The following is a 17,634-nucleotide window of genomic DNA, read 5'->3' on the forward strand; positions in this document are numbered from 1 at the left end:
GAACCCAACCATCCTGAGCAGAGCAAGAAATGAAATGCTGATCAAATTTGCAGGTTACTCCCTGCTGTATATTGCGCTCTATATTTGCATATACATACCCTTTGTTGGTGCGAATATATATCTACTTATATCCAGCTATGTTTTATTTGGATTGACAGGAATCTTACTTGCCTTTAATTGCGCGCACGATTGCGTTCATAACACGTTCAGTAAAAACAAAAGGGTAAATAAAATAGTTTTCTACTGTGTATTCAATTCACAAGGTGTAAACTCGCGGTTGTGGCACAAAAGGCATATAGCTTCGCACCATATATTCCCAAACGTTGATGGTTGCGATGCAGATATTGACGACAACCCGTTTATGCGCCTGTCGCCACATCATAAATTAAGAAAATACCAGCAATACCAACACATTTATGCAGTATTCCTGTACCTGGTATATACGCTTCACTGGATCTTTGTAAAAGACTTTATTTATTTGGGTAAGAAGAATTTGGCGAACCTTAAAGATCAAACGCATTCGTTGGCATTTATTGCTGAGCTTATCATTTTGAAATTACTTTATCTAACGTTTCTCATTGTACTGCCTGCCCTATTTACGACTGCAACCTTTCAACAAATAATGATCGCATTTATTGCCATGCACTTTATCATCTCCCTGTTCTTTGTATTAACGTTGATCATTTCCCATTTATGCCTTGAAACAGAATTTCCGGAAGTGAATGAGAACGGGGAACTACCTTATAATTACTACGAACATCAATTGGCGGTATCATTAGATTATCATCCTGAAAGTAAGTTGGCCAATTTTATTTTTGGCGGCTTTAATTCACATACCGCACACCACTTATTTCCTAATATGCAGCATACGTTATATACTCATATAACGCCTCTTATAAGGGAAAAAGCCATAAAACATAAATTACCCTATCATGAGAAAAGCATACCCAGGGCAATCAGATCGCATTTTGGATATTTGAAAAAACTGGGAGCAGGATGAGATCCCCGGAATGCATAGTTTATCCTCTTCTTTAAATATTTTTTAAATTTTCCATTATTATGAAATATATACTGACACTTCTGTTTCCTTTATTCGCGGCATTAACTTCTTATGAACAAGTAATAACTTATGACGACTTTAAATCAGTTATTCCGTTCTTACAAAAAGAAGACTTCAAAGGTGCTTTTGAAAAGACAAGTCAGCTATTAAGCTCAACTCAAAATGATAGTTCTGATTTACGGGGTATTGTTACCTACATGAATATATTTTCAGCAGCGGGAATGGTGTCACTTGATCAAATGACACATGCTGACCTCCTGAAAAATGCCAACAAGTTTGTTGGACAAAGGCTTGTTATGTCTGCGCACCCTTGTATTGATAGTTCGTCTAAAGGGTATAACTCTTTACAATTTGTAACAAACGACGGACAGTTGCAAGGCATGACAATAACCGCTAACAACCAAAAGACAAATATTCTTTGCTTTGAGTATTTCAAATATTCCGACCCAATAAACCCGTCAGCGCTTATTGGTAAAAACGTGCGGTGTGGTGGAACGTTATCATCAGTTGAAGTGAATCCAAACAATTCTAAAGTATGGATCTCGAGACTTCATGTGAACAATGCATTTGCAAGAGAAATGACACCGAGATAACTTTTCAGCCAACAGGTGTATTACGACAAAGTAATAGCAACCATTTCCTGAATAGATAACACATTTTTTATATTGGTTAAACCCCAATCCTGTAAATGCTCTAAAAGCGGTAATAAAGAAACGCCTTTCTCCGACAAACTATATTCTACCCGTTGGTTTTTCCTATCGCATTGACAACGTACAATCAATGCGTCATTCTCCAGTTCTTTCAGATGTTCTGAAAGCATTTTCCTGCTTATGTTTGGAATGATGCGGTACAGTTCATTGTAGCGCATTGATCTCTTTGACAAATAGCAAATTATACAGGGCTTCCACTTGGTAGCAAAAAGTTTCAAAGTGGCAATCACCGAGCATTGGTGCAGCGGGATCTCGCTTGTTGACTTTTTAGCCGGTAACCTTTTCGTTACTTGTTGTTTCATGCTTTTGCTTCAGTTATTTTCGTACCCTAAATTAAAACAGTAAAATGGAATTTCATTTAGCACAGGTAAATATTGGCAAAATACTGGGTCCTATCGACAGCCCTGTAATGGCCGAATTTGTAGCCAATTTAGATCGTATCAATGCACTGGCCGAAAACAGCGAGGGATTTGTATGGCGACTCAAAGACGACAGCAACAATGCCACATCGATAAAGGTGTACGACGATGACATGATTATTGTGAATATGTCGGTTGGAAAAATACTGAGGCCTTGTTTCAGTATGTTTATCAGAGTGCACATGTTGAAATTTTTAAAAGGCGCAAAGAATGGTTCGAGAAAATGCCCGAAATGCATATGGTATTATGGTATGTTGCTGCAGGTCATAAGCCTTCGGTGAATGAGGCTATTGAAAAACTGAATTACCTGCGTAAGAACGGCGAAACACCATTGGCATTTACTTTCAAAAAAAGATTTACCGCTGAAGAAGCCGTATCTTACCAGGCAATAAGCTAAAACAGTGCCTTTATGCCATCTATAACAATAATAGGACCCGGATCAATTGGCGGAACAGTTGCAGCCTGGCTTGCCCAGGATAAGGTTAATACAGTAAGTATTTGCACAAGAACAACCTTTACTGAGTTAACTGTAGATACCCCCTATGGTTCGATTATTGTAAAGCCTGAAATTTTCACTTCGCCGGAGCAGGTTCGGGTAGCCGACTGGGTGCTTATTGCCACCAAAGCTTATGACGTTGAGCCAACAGCAAAATGGCTACAGCGGCTTGTAGGGCCACACACTGTTGTTGCCATATTGCAGAATGGCGTAGAGCATGTAGAGCGATTTATGCCGTATGTACCTAAAGAGCAATTACTACCGGTTATAGTAAGCCTTTCTGCTCAAAGAAAAGCACCGGCACACATCTGGCAAAGTAGTAATGGTGAAATTACAGTACCTGACACTAATAACGGAAAAGCATTTGTTAAGTTATTTCAACAAACGAAGCTGAATGTGCAAACAACAGCCGATTTTTTATCTCATGCCTGGGATAAGCTTACGTTAAACTGCACAGGTGCCATACCCGCGATCACCCTGAAGCCGTTAAATTTACGTGAGCAGGAAGAATGGATAGACATTGTACGAGCGCTGATACGTGAATGTATTGCAGTAGCAAAAGCAGAAGGCGCTAACCTGGATGAAACGCTGGAAGAGAAACTAATATACAAATACGTGAACAACCCGTCAAATTCAATTAACTCCCTGCATGCAGATCGCATTGCAGGCCGGCCAATGGAAATAGATGCCAGAAACGGAGCAGTTGTACGGATAGGACAAAGACATGGGATATCTACCCCAATGAATCAATTTATAACCATCTTATTGAATATGGCGCAGCAGGTGCCGGGGACGATGGAAGCTTCATTCTGAAACCCTTTCAACTGTTATTGCAACGGACATAAATTTCCCGAAACACTGGAGCATTTTTTTACCATTCTTTTTGGCAGTCCTTCATTACTTGTAAGGGTGTTAAACCGGCGTATGATTTAAACTCCCTAATGAAATGGGCCTGGTCATAATAACCGCATTCGTATCCAATATCTGTTAAAGAAGAGGAAGCTGCTCGAACTAACTGCAAACTTCTGGTAAATCTTTGTACAGAAAATAAACCATGGGGCGTTATGCCTACATAATCAAGAAATATTTTTTGAATGTAGCGTTCAGAGATTTGATACCTCGCCGCTAATTTTTGCAGATTAAAAGCGGAGCCTCCAGCCTGAATAGTTTTGCATAGTTGTTCAACAAGTCTTGCAGTATCAAGCTTCTTATTTGTATTCATCAAGCGCTGAATTAGAAATGCCTCAAGCAGTTTTATTTTTTGCTGCAATGATGGCTGCTCCATCAATTGATGATAAAACCCTGATAAATTATCATTGAGTACATTATTTAAATCAGTTGAGTTATTGGTGAAGTCACCTGCAGGATTGGGAAGAAAAATTGAAGCGGCATGTGGGTAAAAACGAGTTATCAAAACGGTTGTTCCTGCTGAAATAGTTTCCGTGGTTGGAATATTTAAATGACCCAGTATTTCAAGTTTCGGCATTTTTGATATGCGATTGCCAAGATGAATAGTTGCACTGCCTTCAGAAATATTTATGGCAAACTCCATGAACCCTGATGGAAACAATACAACATTTGATAAACTTTTAGATGCATATAACACCCAATAGTGTTTTATGTATGGTTTTAAGACATCAGAAGGGTAAAATATTTGAGGTGCCATTACCATTCCGGTTCGTTTTTGTACAATTTTAATAGTTCAAAATATATGTACTTCGTTTACCCACGTTAAAATCATGAATATGAAACTGAAATTTAATTTAAAAATATCGACTGCATTGATGTTTTTAATGGCTTTTTATATGGGCTGCGCTAAACCCAAGATCAACGGCATGAAAAGTTCACTGGAAGACGCAAAAGCCTCTATAGCCGCCAGTAATGCCATTTACTTTTCTTCGTTTGAGAAAAACGATTCCGTCATTTTTCTTGACCGCTACACAGATGATGCGTGCCTTATGGGAGGGAATACACCTAAAATGTGTGGCAAAGAAAAGATCGCAGCGTTTTTCCGCTCCGGGTATAACAATGGATTAAGAAGCGGCGATTTTATTACCCTGGCAGTATATGGTTTAGGAGATGAATACGTTGTGGAAGAAGGAACAGGTCGTACTTATTTTGCAGATGGTAAACTTAAAAGTGAAGGTAAACATCTTGTCTTATGGAAGAAGACAGCAAAAGGGTGGAAAATGTTCAGAGATTCTTTTAGCGGCGATAAGCCACCTGCAAAATGAGCGATTCCATGGATGACGCCTTCAGAAATGTATTCAAAAAAAAGGCTATATCAAATAATAACTTACAAAAAACGTTTTCTACTGAAAGTAGCGTATCATAGAAGCGGTAATTTTTTTGAACATCCATCCAAATGAAGAGAAAACTTAAAAAGGCCCTGTATATAGCTCTTACAATTCTGTTTAAACAGCAATTGATAAAAACCATCATTAATATTGCATTTGCATTACCGTTAGCTAAACAAAACAAACTGTGAAAGTAAAATTTAAAAATATTTCAGATACCGAAGAAGACGATTTTTTCATTTCCGAACATTTAGTATTGGCATATGGCGTTTGGGATGATAAATCTAAAATATATCTAATTGCAGATAGAGAGCTGGAAATAATTGAGCCTTTTGACAAAAACCTTGAAATTACAGATACAGACCTAAGTGAATATGATAATTATCCTAAACTTAACTATGACAAAGAATTTTATGTTCACAGAAATTTTCTACCGTTCGCTAAACAATTTGAAAGATATCATGATATTAAAATCGATAGTATTTGGATAAAATCGAAACTTCATAATTTTTACCTTGAGAAAGAATATAAACTTACAAATCATTATGTAGAAACAGTATTAAATGAGAATTATAAACTTACCTTAATTAAAGGTTTTTTGACCTTTGCCAATCACTACATAAACAAAAACAATAAAGGAAGTTCTTATAGAAATCATTTCCACTTCGAAAAAACTTTAAACTTATCTGCAATTATTCCTGAAAATTTGAAAGATAACCAGCATTACAAATTTGAACAATTGGAAATTAGCAAATATGAGAACGAACTAATGACCTTTATAACCGAAAAATTGTATTACAATGAAGAGAAAGATATGGTTAAAGATAAAGATCTCATTCGTGACTTTTTTGAATTGATTGATAGCATCTTTATTGATAGTATTGAAGAACTTTACAGGATAAAAACATTTTATGATGATAGGTTTGTTATAAAATACAACCAGAAATTTTACTTTTTGAATTATGATTGGACGAGCTAACCGAAAGTTGCTAATTTGAGGGCAAATCATAGACCAAATTAAACTCTGAACACCAAATGACAATAGAGATTCGTAAGGCTGTTGAAACTGAAATTTCAATATTGCTAAGTTTTGAAAAAGGGATAATAGAAGCTGAAAGACCATTTGACAATACTTTAAAAGAAGGTGAAATTCACTAATCGAACTGATTAAAAATAAGAATGCCGAAGTATTAGTTGCAGTAATTGATAATGAAATTGTGGGTTCAGGTTACGCAAAAATCCTAACAGCTAAGCCATATCAAAAGCACAGTGAATATGCGTATCTGGGTTTTATGTATGTAAAACCTGATTTTCGCGGACAGGGAATAAATCAAAAAATTTTGCATGGACTTATTGATTGGGCAAAAAGTCAGAATTTAACAGAAGTACGATTGGAGGTTTATGACGAAAACAAAATAGCCAAAAACTCATATTTGAAAGCTGGTTTTAAACCCAATTTGTTAGAAATGCGAATAGAAATTTAAAGAGGGATTAGAAAAGGGCTGCGTCCGCTGAAGCCTGCCGGCAATTAGGGTACTCGAGAATTGCAGCGAGGCCCGCCTAGCTAAAGCTTCGGCGGGCGAAGGCGGAAAGAGAGGTAATTCTACGAAGAAATAGATTAGTTGTAACGGATAACTGTAGCGTATAATAGAAAACATAATATTACCAAATTTAAACCTTTAAATTTGTCTTCAACTCATCAAATTCAAATGCGACGACTATTAATAATCCTTTTATCCTTTGTGGCACTAAAAGCAAACTCCCAAAAGCGTACAATATTAAACCCCTATATTGAAATAGACACTTTTGTCATCAAACCGCGATTAGGTATACCATTTGGAACAATAGCTAAACTGGAAGCGGAGTTTTTTTCAGGTAACGATTTATACCTGAAATATTACACGGGCATGACGCTTTTAAAAGTTAATTCAGTAAATGGCAAAACTATAAAAGACACCGTGATAATGACTTTCACCGATGAAACAAGAGGTTTGGAGGCATCTACGAGTGAAAAACTGACGATTATGGCTTACGAAACTGGAAGCTTTCAAGGTATACCTGATAATTATTTCGATTATCAGCCGTTGAGACAGGATCGTGGATTTGGATTCCAACGTCACTTAATCGTTGTTTCTAATCTGACGAATAATTCAAACAAATAACATAAGCCTCATAAAGCACAAAGCCCCGTTTTCGGGGCTTTGTCTATTTTAGATGTAGTTAGATCATTCTTATCTTTTTTGTAAACGCCCGAGGAACTACCCATCCTAAAAGATTCTATTAAGGTATAGCTTTACGCTCTTTTAAAATGGTTCAATATGGAACAAATCCAACAAGAGTCGTATATAAAGAAGCGCACATACAGATCAGCAGAACAAATAGAGAAATGCCTGAACGATCAGGCGCAAAGCGGCCTAACAATAAAGGCATACTGCGAAGCAATTGGCATTAGTGAAAAGAACTTTTATCGGTGGACCGAAAAGTATCGCGGTCGGAAGGTAAAGCGGCGTAAAAGAAGCCAAGCTGCGGCGGCAGGGTTTGCCAAAATAGAATTACTCCAGTGCGATACGACTACTAATCAACCTGCTCTTTTTGCCGAAATAGGCAGTCTCCGTATTTATAAAGAAGTGCCAGTCGAATATCTAAAAACGCTGCTATCATGAGTAAGTTGTTTTCGGTTCAGGAAACCGTGAATTATTATTTATATCGCAAGCCGGTAAAGATGTCTAAATCATTTGACAGCCTGGCCGCATTAGTACGAACAGAGCTTGATAGAGATATCGTCAACGGAGACGTGTTTATATTTTTGAACCGTAATCGTACTATGATAAAGGTGCTGGTGTATGAAAAGAAAGGCTTCAGCATATTTTACAGAAGGCTTGACGAAGGCTCTTTTGTATTGCCAGCCATTACCAGTGACCAGGTAGGTTATAAAATGAGTACAGAGCAAATCATGTCCATGCTCAGCGGCATGACCCTGGAAGACGGTGGTTATATTAAAGCTGGTAAATATGAACCATTGCTAGGCGCTCAGGCCTGAGTAACTCACATATGTGAAAAACTAAATTGGTACCTACGATAGTCATACGTAGTTGTATGCTTGTTTAAATATAAGCAATCATCAACAACGTATCTTTTGCTTATTACACCAGAACATCAGGCATTACAGGATAAATACCAGCAACTGCTATTCCGAAGCATGCAGTTCGATGCCATCATTGAGCAAAAGGATGAAGTTATACAACAACTGAAAAATGAAATTACTCCACTCAAAAATGCTGTAGAACAGCTGATAGTAGAAGTTAAGCTACAAAGAGAAGAAAATGCTTCCCTACTGAACATCATTAAGGAAAAAGACAAACGACTTCAAAAATTAGAGCTGATCGAATACCAGTATCAGCAGTTAACCAAACTGGTTTACAGCCGCAGCAGTGAAAAATCTTCCGCTATTATACCTGGCCAACTTCAATTAGGTATCAATACTGACGTCGTAGAAGTATGCAATATCAACGATGGTCAAAAGATAGAATCTTACACAAAATTAAAGTCTGAAAAGAAGAAGCACCCAGGGCGAAACGAAATACCTGCCCACATTGAGCGCAAGTATATCGATATGCATCCTGAAAATCTCCCGGAAGATGCCGAGCATTTTGATACAATAGAAACGGAACAACTGGAATACGATCCGGCCCGTTTGTTTGCAACCGTTTATCGCAGATACAAGTATAAGCGCAGCACTCCAAACGGTTCTACCGAGTTCTTCATAGCCAGCCTGCCTGAAGAAAAGGATAAAAGCCTGGCTGCTCCTTCACTTAAAGCTCACGTAACAACAGAGAAGTTCCTGTGGCACATGCCCATCCACCGGCAAATGCAGAAGTTTGCGCAAAGCGGGATCATCCTATCTGAGAATACAATAGGTGATTGGATCAACGGCACCTGTCGCAGTCTTACTGCTATTTATGACGCCCTGCGGCAAAATATCGTTAAGCCAGCCTGTGGTTACATGATGGCCGATGAAACAAGAATAGATGTTCTTGATAGCGAGAAAGTAAAGGGTAAAAAATCACATCTGGATTGGATGTGGAGCTATTGCAATCCTGTGGATCGGTTGGTCTTCTTCGAATATCATAAAGGGAGAGGAAACAAAGATGCCAGACCAGTATTACAGAACTATCAAGGCTATCTACATAGTGACGGCTTTAATGTCTATAAGCATTTTGGGAGCCAACCAGGTGTAACCCATATCTGCTGTAATGCACACGCCAGAAGAAAATTCCATGAAGCCAAATTGACTGATAAAACCCGAGCAGAACATGCATTGATGCTGTATAGTAAGCTATACGGCATAGAAAGTTACTGTAAAGAACAAAACCTCAGTTTCGATCAACGATTTAAAATACGTCAGGAGAAATCTGTCCCAATCTTTGACGAATTGGCTGGCTGGATAAAGGAACAGATACCCATGTTAACAACATTGCGAAGCCCGATAGGCAAAGCACTGGCTTACTTTTCTGAAAGAGAGAAGCAACTCGGTATGTTCCTGCATGACGGTATGCTACTAATGGATACTAATCTTATCGAGAACGCCATACGGCCCATCGCCTTAGGTCGAAACAACTTCCTTTTTGCAGGATCACATGATGCTGCACAAAATGCTGCGATTATATACTCACTGCTAGCCACCTGCAAGCTGCATGATGTTAATGCTTATGATTGGCTCAAGTATGTGCTTACTGCTATGCCTACCTTCCCTGCGAGCAGAATCAAAGAGCTGCTGCCTCATAACTGGAAAGGATCTATAATCGAGCCATAACACCAAAATGAAATATTCCTTCGATCGGCAGATGAGTTTTTATACCTGTCGTTCCCCGGGACTTTACGACGATTTAGACAAAATCGCCAATATTTTGGAGTTAATTTTCCCCGAGTTGCAAGTTTAAAAAAAGGAAGCGATTTGCTTCCTTTTTTTGCCCAAAAAATAATTTTTCCATTATGCCGCCATCGAAGGGCGTTCTTTAGGCGTGCATACCCGCTTAAACAGTTGACAGACAAATATTTGCGTTCAAATGGCAGTAAACAAGCTGATGTATTATCAAAGGTTTACTCACAATTTCGCTAGGTAGTGCTTTTGGGGATAGCACCCCTGCAAATTAAAAGGGAGGTATCAAAAATAGACGAAGGTCCTGAGAATCGCGTCCTGTTTCCATCAGGTATCCGAATAAAAGAGGGTTCACTTCATCAATACACCTCTTTTTCATTATTACCGATAAACTTTTCAAAAATATTTATCCAAATCCGATGAAAATCTTCTGAAGCCGTCCGACATTATTTTATCAAACCTGTTAGCATGGCCCTTGCAAACTCTACTTTCCAACCAAATGTTCTTTAGGATAGGCAGCCTGACAGGCTACCGAAGGTTTAGTGCAATAAGGCTTTTGCAAAATACGGACGACAGAATACCGCCTGCATTGGTAATTCTAATCAACTTTTGTACTTTGGTCGTAGTAATTAAAAAGTTACGGCCAAGCGAACTGACGGAATTCTAATACCCGTACTTCGCAAAGCCCCGAACGTTAGTGGCAACCCTAATATAAGAACGAAAAAATGAAGATCAAGAAAATACAGTTAAAAAATGGATATAAGCGATTTCATGATCTAACAATAGACCTTGGGGATGATCCCAAAAGAATTGTTGCATTAGTAGGGCCTAATGGCTGTGGGAAAAGCAGTGTAATAGACGGATTTCTCTATATCGCTAACGCCCATGGAAAGATTGGTAATCAAGAGCAAAAAGACCACCATTACCACTCGATGAATCAAGCGCCAAACTACAATTGGCAAAACATTACTATTCAATTTACAACAGGTGACTTTCCTACGGTTAGACAACAAAATGAACAAGTTGGTAAGGGTCAGACTGTATTTTCGTTCCGCAGTCCCTATCGTTACAATAGCCATTTGAAAGTAACGCAATCACAAGCTACTTCAGAAATAAGTTTAAATAGTTATGGTGCAACAGCCACATCAGACCTCGATGACAAAATGGTTGAAAACTACAGGCGCCTTTATATTAAATATAACAAATATTTAAATCAAACTGACTGTAAACCCAGCGAAGCGAAAGCAAAAATTATAGGTGACTTAAATTCATCGCTTCGTAACTGTCTCGACCTTGAAATAGTTAGTATTGGGGACATCGAGGCTAATCAAGGTACTTTATATTTTAAAAAAAGTGACCACCCTAAAGAGTTTGAGTTTAACGTACTTTCTTCAGGTGAAAAAGAAGTTGTAGACATTCTATTGGATTTGTACTTACGACAAGATAAATATGATAATACGGTTTTTCTTATTGATGAGCCGGAATTACACATTAATACATCAATTCAAAAGAAACTTCTCTTAGAAATAAATAAATTAATAAAACCAAATTGCCAAATTTGGATTGCCACACATAGCATTGGATTTTTAAGAGCATTGCAAGATGAACTAAAAGATGACTGTCAAATAATCCAGTTTAAAAAAGGAATCAATTGGGCATCGTCGGTACAGGTTCTCAAACCAATCAAAAAGACACTTGCAAAGTGGAAGGAAATCTTCGAAACGGCATTGGATGATCTGACAGGGTTAGTGAGCCCAAGACGTATTATTTATTGCGAAGGAAAAGATAGACCTGGCCAAAATGGAGAAGAAAAGGGTTTTGACGCAAAAGTGTTCAACAATATTTTTGGCGAAAAGTATCACGACACTTTATTTATTTCAAGTGGTGGTAACACTGAACTTGATCAGCGAAGTGAAATAGCTCTAGCGATTTTAACTAAAGTGTTTTCAGATATCCAAATATTTGTCTTAAAAGACAGAGATGTTTCATCTGGAAAACTAACTACCGAGAACGATCGCCAAGTTTATCTTCAAAATAATCCACAGCATTTCAGAATAATGAAGCGTTGGGAGATTGAAAATTATCTATTCGACAAAGAAGTTTTAAAAGCATACTGTAATAAACATGGCCTGACCTTTAATGAAACGGAATATGATAAATTCGTAATAAATATTACTGACCAAAATATTAAAGACAATACAAAGCATATTAAAAATTTCTGCGGCATAACAACAAGTATTAACCAAGAGACATTTAAGCTGACATTATCACAATACGTGACAGAAGACATGTCGGTGTTCAAAGAATTGGAGCAATGTATATTCAATAGACAGTAAAAAGGCAGCCACTAACATGCCTGGGCTACCAGCGTAGCTCCCTCCGAAGAACGTTTTGTAGTGCGCATAACAATTGATTTTTTGTTGAAATCAAAAGCTACAAACGTTCTTTCGGATAGGCAGCCTGACAGGCTACCGAAGGTTTAGTGCAACAAAAGTATTTGCAAAAGCAGGACATTGGAAGAAAAGTACTTTGTAAAGGAACAGATCAGCGAAGAAACCTTTCAAAAATTCTATCCGAAATATGTGGAGGAAAGGGATAAAATTTTGCAAGTAATGCCCAAAACTCCTGTAAGCGTTTCGAACCTGGAAATTAAGCTGAATGAAGCGATGACATTTTCGTCAAAACTCAATACCATATGAACTTCCAGCAGTTTCGCCTCTAAAGAAAGAATCCAAAAATTGATATTTCCTACGGGAGTAGTGTATGATATGGAAAAACAGGCATTTCGAACCACCCAAACAAATCAGGTATTTCACCACATCGCTTGCCTGACAAGGGTTTTAGATGATACCCAAAATACAAAAAGGGGAAAAAATCCCCTTTTTGTACACAAAGCGGAAAGAGGGGGATTCGAACCCCCGATACAGTTGCCCGTATAACGGTTTTCGAGACCGTCCCATTCAACCTCTCTGGCATCTTTCCAATGATCGCAAATTTAGCTATTTTGGTGATTTAAAACCTTACTATGTTCTATAGTATAACTATTGACAACCGTACCAACTGGGAATGGCAGGCACACTTTATTAAAGACACTCATAATAAATATATTTTAGACGTATTCACCACCGATGAAGTACTGACCCTCGCAGAGCCGATCACTATGTTCCTCATAAACAGACAAGGCGACCTGTCGCAACGAAAAGCAATACCCTTTGCCGCCGACCTGGTTTACTGGGCTGACGATATCACTTATAAATCATTCAGACCTTCCGGCCCTGGTAGCCAGGTTATCATAAGCGAAAAATTGAAAGCGGTGCTGGAGCAGTTTACAATACCACCACACAAGTATTATCCCATTCATATGAAGCTGCACGAACCTGATGCACGCAGCAATAAATATCATTTGCTGCATATTCATTCCACTTTCATTACCAATACTAATTTCAGTAAGTCTGATTACAGATTCAGACATTTAAAAACAAACGAGATTGTAAAAACCCAGCATGGTGGTTTTGCTGATTTTGAAGCATTCAATCAAACCCGCACCGAGTATTTTAAAGAAAATATTCTGCTGGAACCATCCGTTATAGCCCATGTGCATGACTACGATGTTTTACAAGGCATTAGTAATACCCTATTAGTGAATGAGCAGGTAAAGAACGCGATAGAAAAAGCCGGCCTTAAAGGTGTTACAATAAATCCTTTTAAAGAATACGAAGTACGTCTATAAATAGGAAGTCTCATCCTTACGGACTCTGCGACACTGAAACAACTTATCTTCCAATGCCCTATGATCTATCAACAAATTGGGAATGGTAAGTATTGTTCCATTATTGAATTCTATTTTGATCACAGCGTACCCTTTATATACACTTCTCGAACTGTTGCTTTTTAAAATTGTACATTTTAAAATATCTTTCTTATCATATTTAACCATATTGTCAACCGAACCAAAATAAAAGGTGTTGTTCGCTTTTGACATAATGAGAATTTTGTTTTTTACATGCTTGTAGTATTTGAAGAAAAGTCTTAAAGGTGACACCATCGCCCAAATGAGTATTATTCCAGGCCACAAAAGTGGTATTGCGTTACGCACTATCGCTACAAAAACCATCAGGAAGATGGTTGGTAATAAAATATTGAATCCCCTGGTTGACAACCAATATTTTCTTAGCGATTTAGCCGTTAACTCATATTTAAAATCCTGAGTTACGAAATGCTGCAGATTATTTTGGAACCAGGTAGTTTCTTTTTTAAATGTAGTTGTATCGAATACCGGTTGTTCAAAAAAGTGTTTTATGTAAACATATCCATCCTGTAAATTATTAAAGCTCCGCGAAAACACTTCAATAGTAAAAGAAGGTTCTATTTCTCACAAATACGCCATTAACCACTTCTTCGCTTCCTTATCATCTGTAAAGCTTTTAATAGGGATCGGCGGCTTCTTTAAAGCAAATAATATATTCATTATAAATTTTGCCAGTCCGGGTTTTGACACCATGGCCATGGCAGAATAAATTACCGGCAGTTGTTCAGTTGAATATTTTCTGGTTTCCTTGTCGGGCACCGGAGAGTTCGACAAATAGATGAGTAATGGCACTGGTTTGTTATTTGTTATTTCCTTCACCAGTTTCACATTGGACTTAATATTTTCCACCGTTCGTTGGGGGCTTTTCGATATTGAAACAAGGATGCCATCCTCAAACCAGTATGTGGCAATTTCGCCCTCGTAAGTTTGCCTGTCTGTTGGTTTTGTTATCATAAACACTCATTTCATTGATAATTAAAGGCTTTATGCTGGTTTATTATCAATAATGAAATTAATCAAATAGCTGACTTCCGTCATATAATTTCTGCCATAAGCGCTTTAATTTGGTAGAAATTAAGGCTGGGAGCCCATAAAAAGCCCGCCAGGCCTTGGTTTTCCATACCTTTTTTTGTAATTTCCGATAAATGATTGTTCACCAAAACATTGCTCCGTATGAATAAAAAAGTGGCAGATGTACTGCTTCGTAAAGGAAGCCATATTACTACCGTTTCACCCAATACTACCGTATTGGAAGCATTGCACATCATGGCCGATCAAAACATCGGCTCTGTAATGGTATTAGAAGATGGCCACTATCTGGGCATTGTTACTGAACGTGACTACTCGCGCAAGGTTGTACTGAAAGGAAAATCATCTACCGACACCACGGTAACGGAAATAATGAGCTCAGACCTGCCACGGGTTACTGCAAACGATTCTATCGACTACTGCATGCAGTTAATGTCGGACAAAAACATTCGTTACCTGCCCGTCTTCGACGAAAACCAGGTAACCGGTATTCTTTCCATCAATGATGTGGTAAAAGAAACAATCCTGTCGCAACAGGAAACCATTAGTCAGTTAAAAGACTACCTGCACTCCAGTTTGTAAGCGGGCAGAAAAGGCATTAAAAAAGCTCCCTTATTTAATTAAGGGAGCTTTTTACATTATTGAGTGTCTTGTTGTGATCAGGTTCGTGAAACGGCAATCATGAATCGGCAATCGGCAATGGCCGCTGATTATGCGAAACTCGCTGCCTAAAACGGCAAACGTGAAACGACTTTTCAACTCCCTTGTCAACTCGTCAACTCGTCAACTTGTCAACTCGTCAACTTGTTAACTCACTCTTCCGCCTTCTCAGTAACCACCACAATATCATCAACCGACACAGTAATAGGCATTAAGCCTAACTGCACTACCGCCTTCTTACCGCGCAACTCTTTTACCTCCCCTACCTGGTGGTTCTTCTTCATCAGCACTTTATCACCAACCTGTACTTCGCCGCCTACTTCATCGTATTTCGAATTGAGCTTCTTTTTCACCTTTTCGGTTGTTTGCTTCTGGTGTTGTTTGAACAACAACGCATGCATTTGTTTTATCAGCTCCTTCTTATCGTCCTGCGATTCGGCTTTCTTCCAGTCGAACACTAACTGTTTCAGCTTGCGTTCCATATCTTTCAGAAAGGCTATGCGATCTTCGGTTATACGGTTCTGGTGTTTCAATACCTCTACCTGCTGGCGATGCCGCTCCTGGTTAATGGTCTGCTGCATTTCCTTATGCAGCTTCTCATTCTCCTTTATCAGCTTCGACAGTTCCTTTTCCTTCTTCTCAATTTCACGCAGGTCCTGCTCGGTGCGGTTCAACAGTTTGTCGAGCTTGAAATGATCTTCATCAACCAGTTTGCGCGCACGGTTTATTAACCGCGCATCGAGACCAATACGCTCGGCAATGGAAAAGGTATACGAGCTACCTGGTTTTCCAATGGTGAGCTTATAAAGCGGCAATAGATTGCTTTCGTCGAATTGCATAGCACCGTTGATAATACCAGGTGTTTTGTTGGCCATCACTTTCAGGTTAAGATAGTGCGTGGTAACAATGCCCATAGCATGTTTATGCCCCAGTTCTTCCATGATCACCTCGGCAAAGGCGCCACCCAAATGGGGATCACTACCGCTACCCAGCTCATCGATGAAGAACATGGTTTTTCCATTGGCATTTTCAATAAAATGCTTCATGTGCAACAGGTGCGAGCTGTAGGTACTGAGGTCGAATTCTATACTTTGTGTATCGCCGATATGGATCATCAGCTGCTTGAAAATACCAAAGATAGATGTGGGATGCACCGGCACCAGCAAACCGCTTTGTATCATCAGCTGTAACAACCCTACCGTTTTCATAGTAACGGTTTTGCCACCCGCGTTTGGACCGGAAATAACCAGGATGCGATTTTTTTCATCCAGCGTCAGATCGGTAGGAATGGTAGGCTTTTTCGCCTTCTGGTTGTACAGGAATAACAATGGGTGATAGGCCTTTACCAAATGCACATGCGCTTTATCGTTTAACAACGGGTAAGCGCCGTTCATATCCAGCGCCAGCCGGGCTTTGGCCCTTATAAAATCAAATTCACCCAATATTTGGTGCCAGGTCTTTAGCAATGGCGCATACATGGCCAGGCGGGCCGTTAGTTGTTGCAGAATACGATATACTTCGCGCCGCTCTTCATTTTCCAGGGAAAAAATATCATTGTTCAGTTCAATGGTTTCTTCCGGTTCAATGAACGAGGTACGGCGGGTATCGCTTTCTCCATGCAAAATTCCTTTCACCTGGCGTTTTTGTTCTGCAACAATGGCTACCACCCGGCGGCCATTCAGGAACGCTTCGTCAATATCGGCGGTATACCCTGCTTTGCTTAGCTTTTGAACGATCTTATCGAACAGGCGGCGCAGTTCGGTACGGCGCCGGTACAGGGTTGTTCTAATGCGTGCGAGCTCTTCTGATGCAGTATCCTTTACTTCACCATTTTCCATCAGCACATCATCGATCAGTTCAATGATCACCTTTTCGTAATAGGTGTCGTCGATCACCTTTAACAGGGCGGGGTACGCCAATCGCCGGTCGTTATCGAACCAGCGAAAAATGTTCTGCATGCTTTCGGCCAGCTTACGAACCTGCATAAACTGTTCGCCGGTAAGCATACCTCCGGGAATGCCAAGTAATCGCAACTCCCTGGCTAAATTCAGCACGTAATCATTAGGGAAATACATGCTGTGCTCAATCAATAATTTGTATTCGTGGCTTTGTTGTAACTCCAGTTCAATAAATTCTTTGCGGGTGTGAATGCGCAATTCCTGCGATTTGGTTTTCGCATACTCCGTTTTACAATGCTCTTCCAGCAATGCTTTTACTTTATCAAACTCCAGTTGTGTTAACGCCGATTCAGGAAAAAACTTCATATAATAACTCCT

21 protein-coding genes, 1 tRNA gene and 1 pseudogene are annotated in these 17,634 nt (G+C 39.1%); 17 read left to right on the plus strand and 6 right to left on the minus strand.

Annotated features, from left to right (window positions below):
• Window positions 1–34: 34 nt before the first annotated feature.
• Window positions 35–1,000, plus strand: a complete 966-nt coding sequence (locus GGD38_RS02550) for a fatty acid desaturase family protein (protein ID WP_375303808.1) — start codon at window positions 35–37, stop codon at window positions 998–1,000.
• 59 nt (window positions 1,001–1,059) lie between these two features.
• Entirely contained in the window at window positions 1,060–1,653 is a 594-nt protein-coding gene (locus GGD38_RS02555) for a hypothetical protein (protein WP_375299595.1), read from the plus strand.
• 20 nt (window positions 1,654–1,673) lie between these two features.
• Here the strand turns inward: GGD38_RS02555 and GGD38_RS02560 are convergent, their stop codons facing one another.
• Window positions 1,674–2,072, minus strand: coding sequence for a winged helix-turn-helix transcriptional regulator (locus GGD38_RS02560; protein WP_375299594.1), 399 nt, complete (start codon window positions 2,070–2,072; stop codon window positions 1,674–1,676).
• Between the two features lie 107 nt (window positions 2,073–2,179).
• Between GGD38_RS02560 and GGD38_RS02565 the strand changes: the two are divergent.
• Window positions 2,180–2,586, plus strand: a pseudogene (locus GGD38_RS02565) (DUF3291 domain-containing protein).
• A 12-nt stretch (window positions 2,587–2,598) separates the two neighbouring features.
• Entirely contained in the window at window positions 2,599–3,498 is a 900-nt protein-coding gene (locus tag GGD38_RS02570) for a 2-dehydropantoate 2-reductase (RefSeq protein WP_375299593.1), read from the plus strand.
• A 58-nt stretch (window positions 3,499–3,556) separates the two neighbouring features.
• Here GGD38_RS02570 and GGD38_RS02575 read toward each other — a convergent pair whose 3' ends face one another.
• Window positions 3,557–4,351 carry a helix-turn-helix domain-containing protein gene (locus GGD38_RS02575; protein ID WP_375303769.1) on the minus strand — a complete coding sequence of 265 codons (795 nt, stop codon included), beginning with the start codon at window positions 4,349–4,351 and terminating at the stop codon, window positions 3,557–3,559.
• Between the two features lie 79 nt (window positions 4,352–4,430).
• Between GGD38_RS02575 and GGD38_RS02580 the strand changes: the two genes are divergently transcribed.
• The 11 genes from GGD38_RS02580 to GGD38_RS02630 all read left to right on the plus strand — a co-directional run bounded on the left by GGD38_RS02580 (window position 4,431) and on the right by GGD38_RS02630 (window position 12,560).
• Window positions 4,431–4,919: a YybH family protein gene (locus GGD38_RS02580; protein ID WP_375299591.1), complete on the plus strand. Its 489-nt coding sequence runs from the start codon at window positions 4,431–4,433 to the stop codon at window positions 4,917–4,919.
• 131 nt (window positions 4,920–5,050) lie between these two features.
• Window positions 5,051–5,173, plus strand: a complete 123-nt coding sequence (locus tag GGD38_RS02585; protein WP_375299590.1) for a hypothetical protein — start codon at window positions 5,051–5,053, stop codon at window positions 5,171–5,173.
• A complete protein-coding gene (locus GGD38_RS02590; RefSeq protein ID WP_375299589.1) occupies window positions 5,170–5,961 on the plus strand; it encodes a hypothetical protein in 792 nt (263 codons plus the stop codon). The genes GGD38_RS02585 and GGD38_RS02590 overlap by 4 nt, the downstream gene beginning before the upstream one ends.
• A gap of 56 nt (window positions 5,962–6,017) precedes the next feature.
• Window positions 6,018–6,140 (plus strand): hypothetical protein, encoded by a 123-nt coding sequence (locus GGD38_RS02595; protein ID WP_375299588.1) that lies wholly within the window; start codon window positions 6,018–6,020, stop codon window positions 6,138–6,140.
• A gap of 8 nt (window positions 6,141–6,148) precedes the next feature.
• On the plus strand, window positions 6,149–6,466 hold the full coding sequence (locus GGD38_RS02600) for a GNAT family N-acetyltransferase (RefSeq protein ID WP_375303809.1): 318 nt from the start codon (window positions 6,149–6,151) through the stop codon (window positions 6,464–6,466).
• Between the two features lie 258 nt (window positions 6,467–6,724).
• Window positions 6,725–7,144, plus strand: a complete 420-nt coding sequence (locus GGD38_RS02605; protein ID WP_375299587.1) for a hypothetical protein — start codon at window positions 6,725–6,727, stop codon at window positions 7,142–7,144.
• Between the two features lie 156 nt (window positions 7,145–7,300).
• The gene (locus GGD38_RS02610; protein ID WP_375299586.1) at window positions 7,301–7,645 is read left to right on the plus strand and encodes a transposase; all 345 of its coding nucleotides are present in this window, start codon (window positions 7,301–7,303) and stop codon (window positions 7,643–7,645) included.
• Window positions 7,642–8,022, plus strand: coding sequence for an IS66 family insertion sequence element accessory protein TnpB (gene tnpB / locus GGD38_RS02615; protein WP_375299585.1), 381 nt, complete (start codon window positions 7,642–7,644; stop codon window positions 8,020–8,022). Before GGD38_RS02610 ends, tnpB begins: the two co-directional genes overlap by 4 nt.
• 96 nt (window positions 8,023–8,118) lie before the next feature.
• Window positions 8,119–9,795 carry an IS66 family transposase gene (locus GGD38_RS02620; protein WP_375299584.1) on the plus strand — a complete coding sequence of 559 codons (1,677 nt, stop codon included), beginning with the start codon at window positions 8,119–8,121 and terminating at the stop codon, window positions 9,793–9,795.
• A 791-nt stretch (window positions 9,796–10,586) separates the two neighbouring features.
• Window positions 10,587–12,197: an AAA family ATPase gene (locus GGD38_RS02625; RefSeq protein WP_375299583.1), complete on the plus strand. Its 1,611-nt coding sequence runs from the start codon at window positions 10,587–10,589 to the stop codon at window positions 12,195–12,197.
• Window positions 12,198–12,374: 177 nt separating this feature from the next.
• Window positions 12,375–12,560, plus strand: coding sequence for a hypothetical protein (locus GGD38_RS02630; protein ID WP_375299582.1), 186 nt, complete (start codon window positions 12,375–12,377; stop codon window positions 12,558–12,560).
• A 196-nt stretch (window positions 12,561–12,756) separates the two neighbouring features.
• On the opposite strand, the gene GGD38_RS02635 is transcribed toward GGD38_RS02630, so the two are convergent.
• A tRNA-Ser gene (locus GGD38_RS02635) sits at window positions 12,757–12,843 on the minus strand.
• 43 nt (window positions 12,844–12,886) lie between these two features.
• On the opposite strand from GGD38_RS02635, the gene GGD38_RS02640 reads away from it, so the two are divergent.
• Window positions 12,887–13,591, plus strand: coding sequence for a hypothetical protein (locus GGD38_RS02640; RefSeq protein ID WP_375299581.1), 705 nt, complete (start codon window positions 12,887–12,889; stop codon window positions 13,589–13,591).
• On the opposite strand, the gene GGD38_RS02645 is transcribed toward GGD38_RS02640, so the two are convergent.
• Both GGD38_RS02645 and GGD38_RS02650 read right to left on the minus strand, forming a co-directional pair.
• Window positions 13,586–13,843, minus strand: a complete 258-nt coding sequence (locus GGD38_RS02645; protein ID WP_375299580.1) for a hypothetical protein — start codon at window positions 13,841–13,843, stop codon at window positions 13,586–13,588. The two genes, GGD38_RS02640 and GGD38_RS02645, sit on opposite strands and share 6 nt — an antisense overlap.
• Window positions 13,844–14,233: 390 nt before the next feature.
• On the minus strand, window positions 14,234–14,623 hold the full coding sequence (locus tag GGD38_RS02650) for an STAS/SEC14 domain-containing protein (RefSeq protein ID WP_375299579.1): 390 nt from the start codon (window positions 14,621–14,623) through the stop codon (window positions 14,234–14,236).
• A 219-nt stretch (window positions 14,624–14,842) separates the two neighbouring features.
• On the opposite strand from GGD38_RS02650, the gene GGD38_RS02655 reads away from it, so the two are divergent.
• Window positions 14,843–15,280 (plus strand): CBS domain-containing protein, encoded by a 438-nt coding sequence (locus GGD38_RS02655; protein WP_375299578.1) that lies wholly within the window; start codon window positions 14,843–14,845, stop codon window positions 15,278–15,280.
• Window positions 15,281–15,510: 230 nt separating this feature from the next.
• Here the strand turns inward: GGD38_RS02655 and GGD38_RS02660 are convergent, their stop codons facing one another.
• Window positions 15,511–17,622, minus strand: coding sequence for an endonuclease MutS2 (locus GGD38_RS02660; RefSeq protein ID WP_375299577.1), 2,112 nt, complete (start codon window positions 17,620–17,622; stop codon window positions 15,511–15,513).
• Window positions 17,623–17,634 lie beyond the last annotated feature (12 nt).

The organism is Niastella sp. OAS944 (genome assembly GCA_024809215.1).
Taxonomy (GTDB): domain Bacteria; phylum Bacteroidota; class Bacteroidia; order Chitinophagales; family Chitinophagaceae; genus Niastella.

What these genes read in the sequence shown, in the direction of transcription:
- GGD38_RS02550 (WP_375303808.1), top strand. Translation starts at nt 35, where the DNA reads ATGCTGATCAAATTTGCAGGTTACTCCCTGCTGTATATTGCGCTCTAT.
- GGD38_RS02555 (WP_375299595.1), top strand. Translation starts at nt 1,060, where the DNA reads ATGAAATATATACTGACACTTCTGTTTCCTTTATTCGCGGCATTAACT.
- GGD38_RS02560 (WP_375299594.1), bottom strand. Translation starts at nt 2,072, where the DNA reads ATGAAACAACAAGTAACGAAAAGGTTACCGGCTAAAAAGTCAACAAGC.
- GGD38_RS02570 (WP_375299593.1), top strand. Translation starts at nt 2,599, where the DNA reads ATGCCATCTATAACAATAATAGGACCCGGATCAATTGGCGGAACAGTT.
- GGD38_RS02575 (WP_375303769.1), bottom strand. Translation starts at nt 4,351, where the DNA reads ATGGCACCTCAAATATTTTACCCTTCTGATGTCTTAAAACCATACATA.
- GGD38_RS02580 (WP_375299591.1), top strand. Translation starts at nt 4,431, where the DNA reads ATGAAACTGAAATTTAATTTAAAAATATCGACTGCATTGATGTTTTTA.
- GGD38_RS02585 (WP_375299590.1), top strand. Translation starts at nt 5,051, where the DNA reads ATGAAGAGAAAACTTAAAAAGGCCCTGTATATAGCTCTTACAATTCTG.
- GGD38_RS02595 (WP_375299588.1), top strand. Translation starts at nt 6,018, where the DNA reads ATGACAATAGAGATTCGTAAGGCTGTTGAAACTGAAATTTCAATATTG.
- GGD38_RS02610 (WP_375299586.1), top strand. Translation starts at nt 7,301, where the DNA reads ATGGAACAAATCCAACAAGAGTCGTATATAAAGAAGCGCACATACAGA.
- tnpB (WP_375299585.1), top strand. Translation starts at nt 7,642, where the DNA reads ATGAGTAAGTTGTTTTCGGTTCAGGAAACCGTGAATTATTATTTATAT.
- GGD38_RS02625 (WP_375299583.1), top strand. Translation starts at nt 10,587, where the DNA reads ATGAAGATCAAGAAAATACAGTTAAAAAATGGATATAAGCGATTTCAT.
- GGD38_RS02640 (WP_375299581.1), top strand. Translation starts at nt 12,887, where the DNA reads ATGTTCTATAGTATAACTATTGACAACCGTACCAACTGGGAATGGCAG.
- GGD38_RS02645 (WP_375299580.1), bottom strand. Translation starts at nt 13,843, where the DNA reads ATGTCAAAAGCGAACAACACCTTTTATTTTGGTTCGGTTGACAATATG.
- GGD38_RS02650 (WP_375299579.1), bottom strand. Translation starts at nt 14,623, where the DNA reads ATGATAACAAAACCAACAGACAGGCAAACTTACGAGGGCGAAATTGCC.
- GGD38_RS02655 (WP_375299578.1), top strand. Translation starts at nt 14,843, where the DNA reads ATGAATAAAAAAGTGGCAGATGTACTGCTTCGTAAAGGAAGCCATATT.
- GGD38_RS02660 (WP_375299577.1), bottom strand. Translation starts at nt 17,622, where the DNA reads ATGAAGTTTTTTCCTGAATCGGCGTTAACACAACTGGAGTTTGATAAA.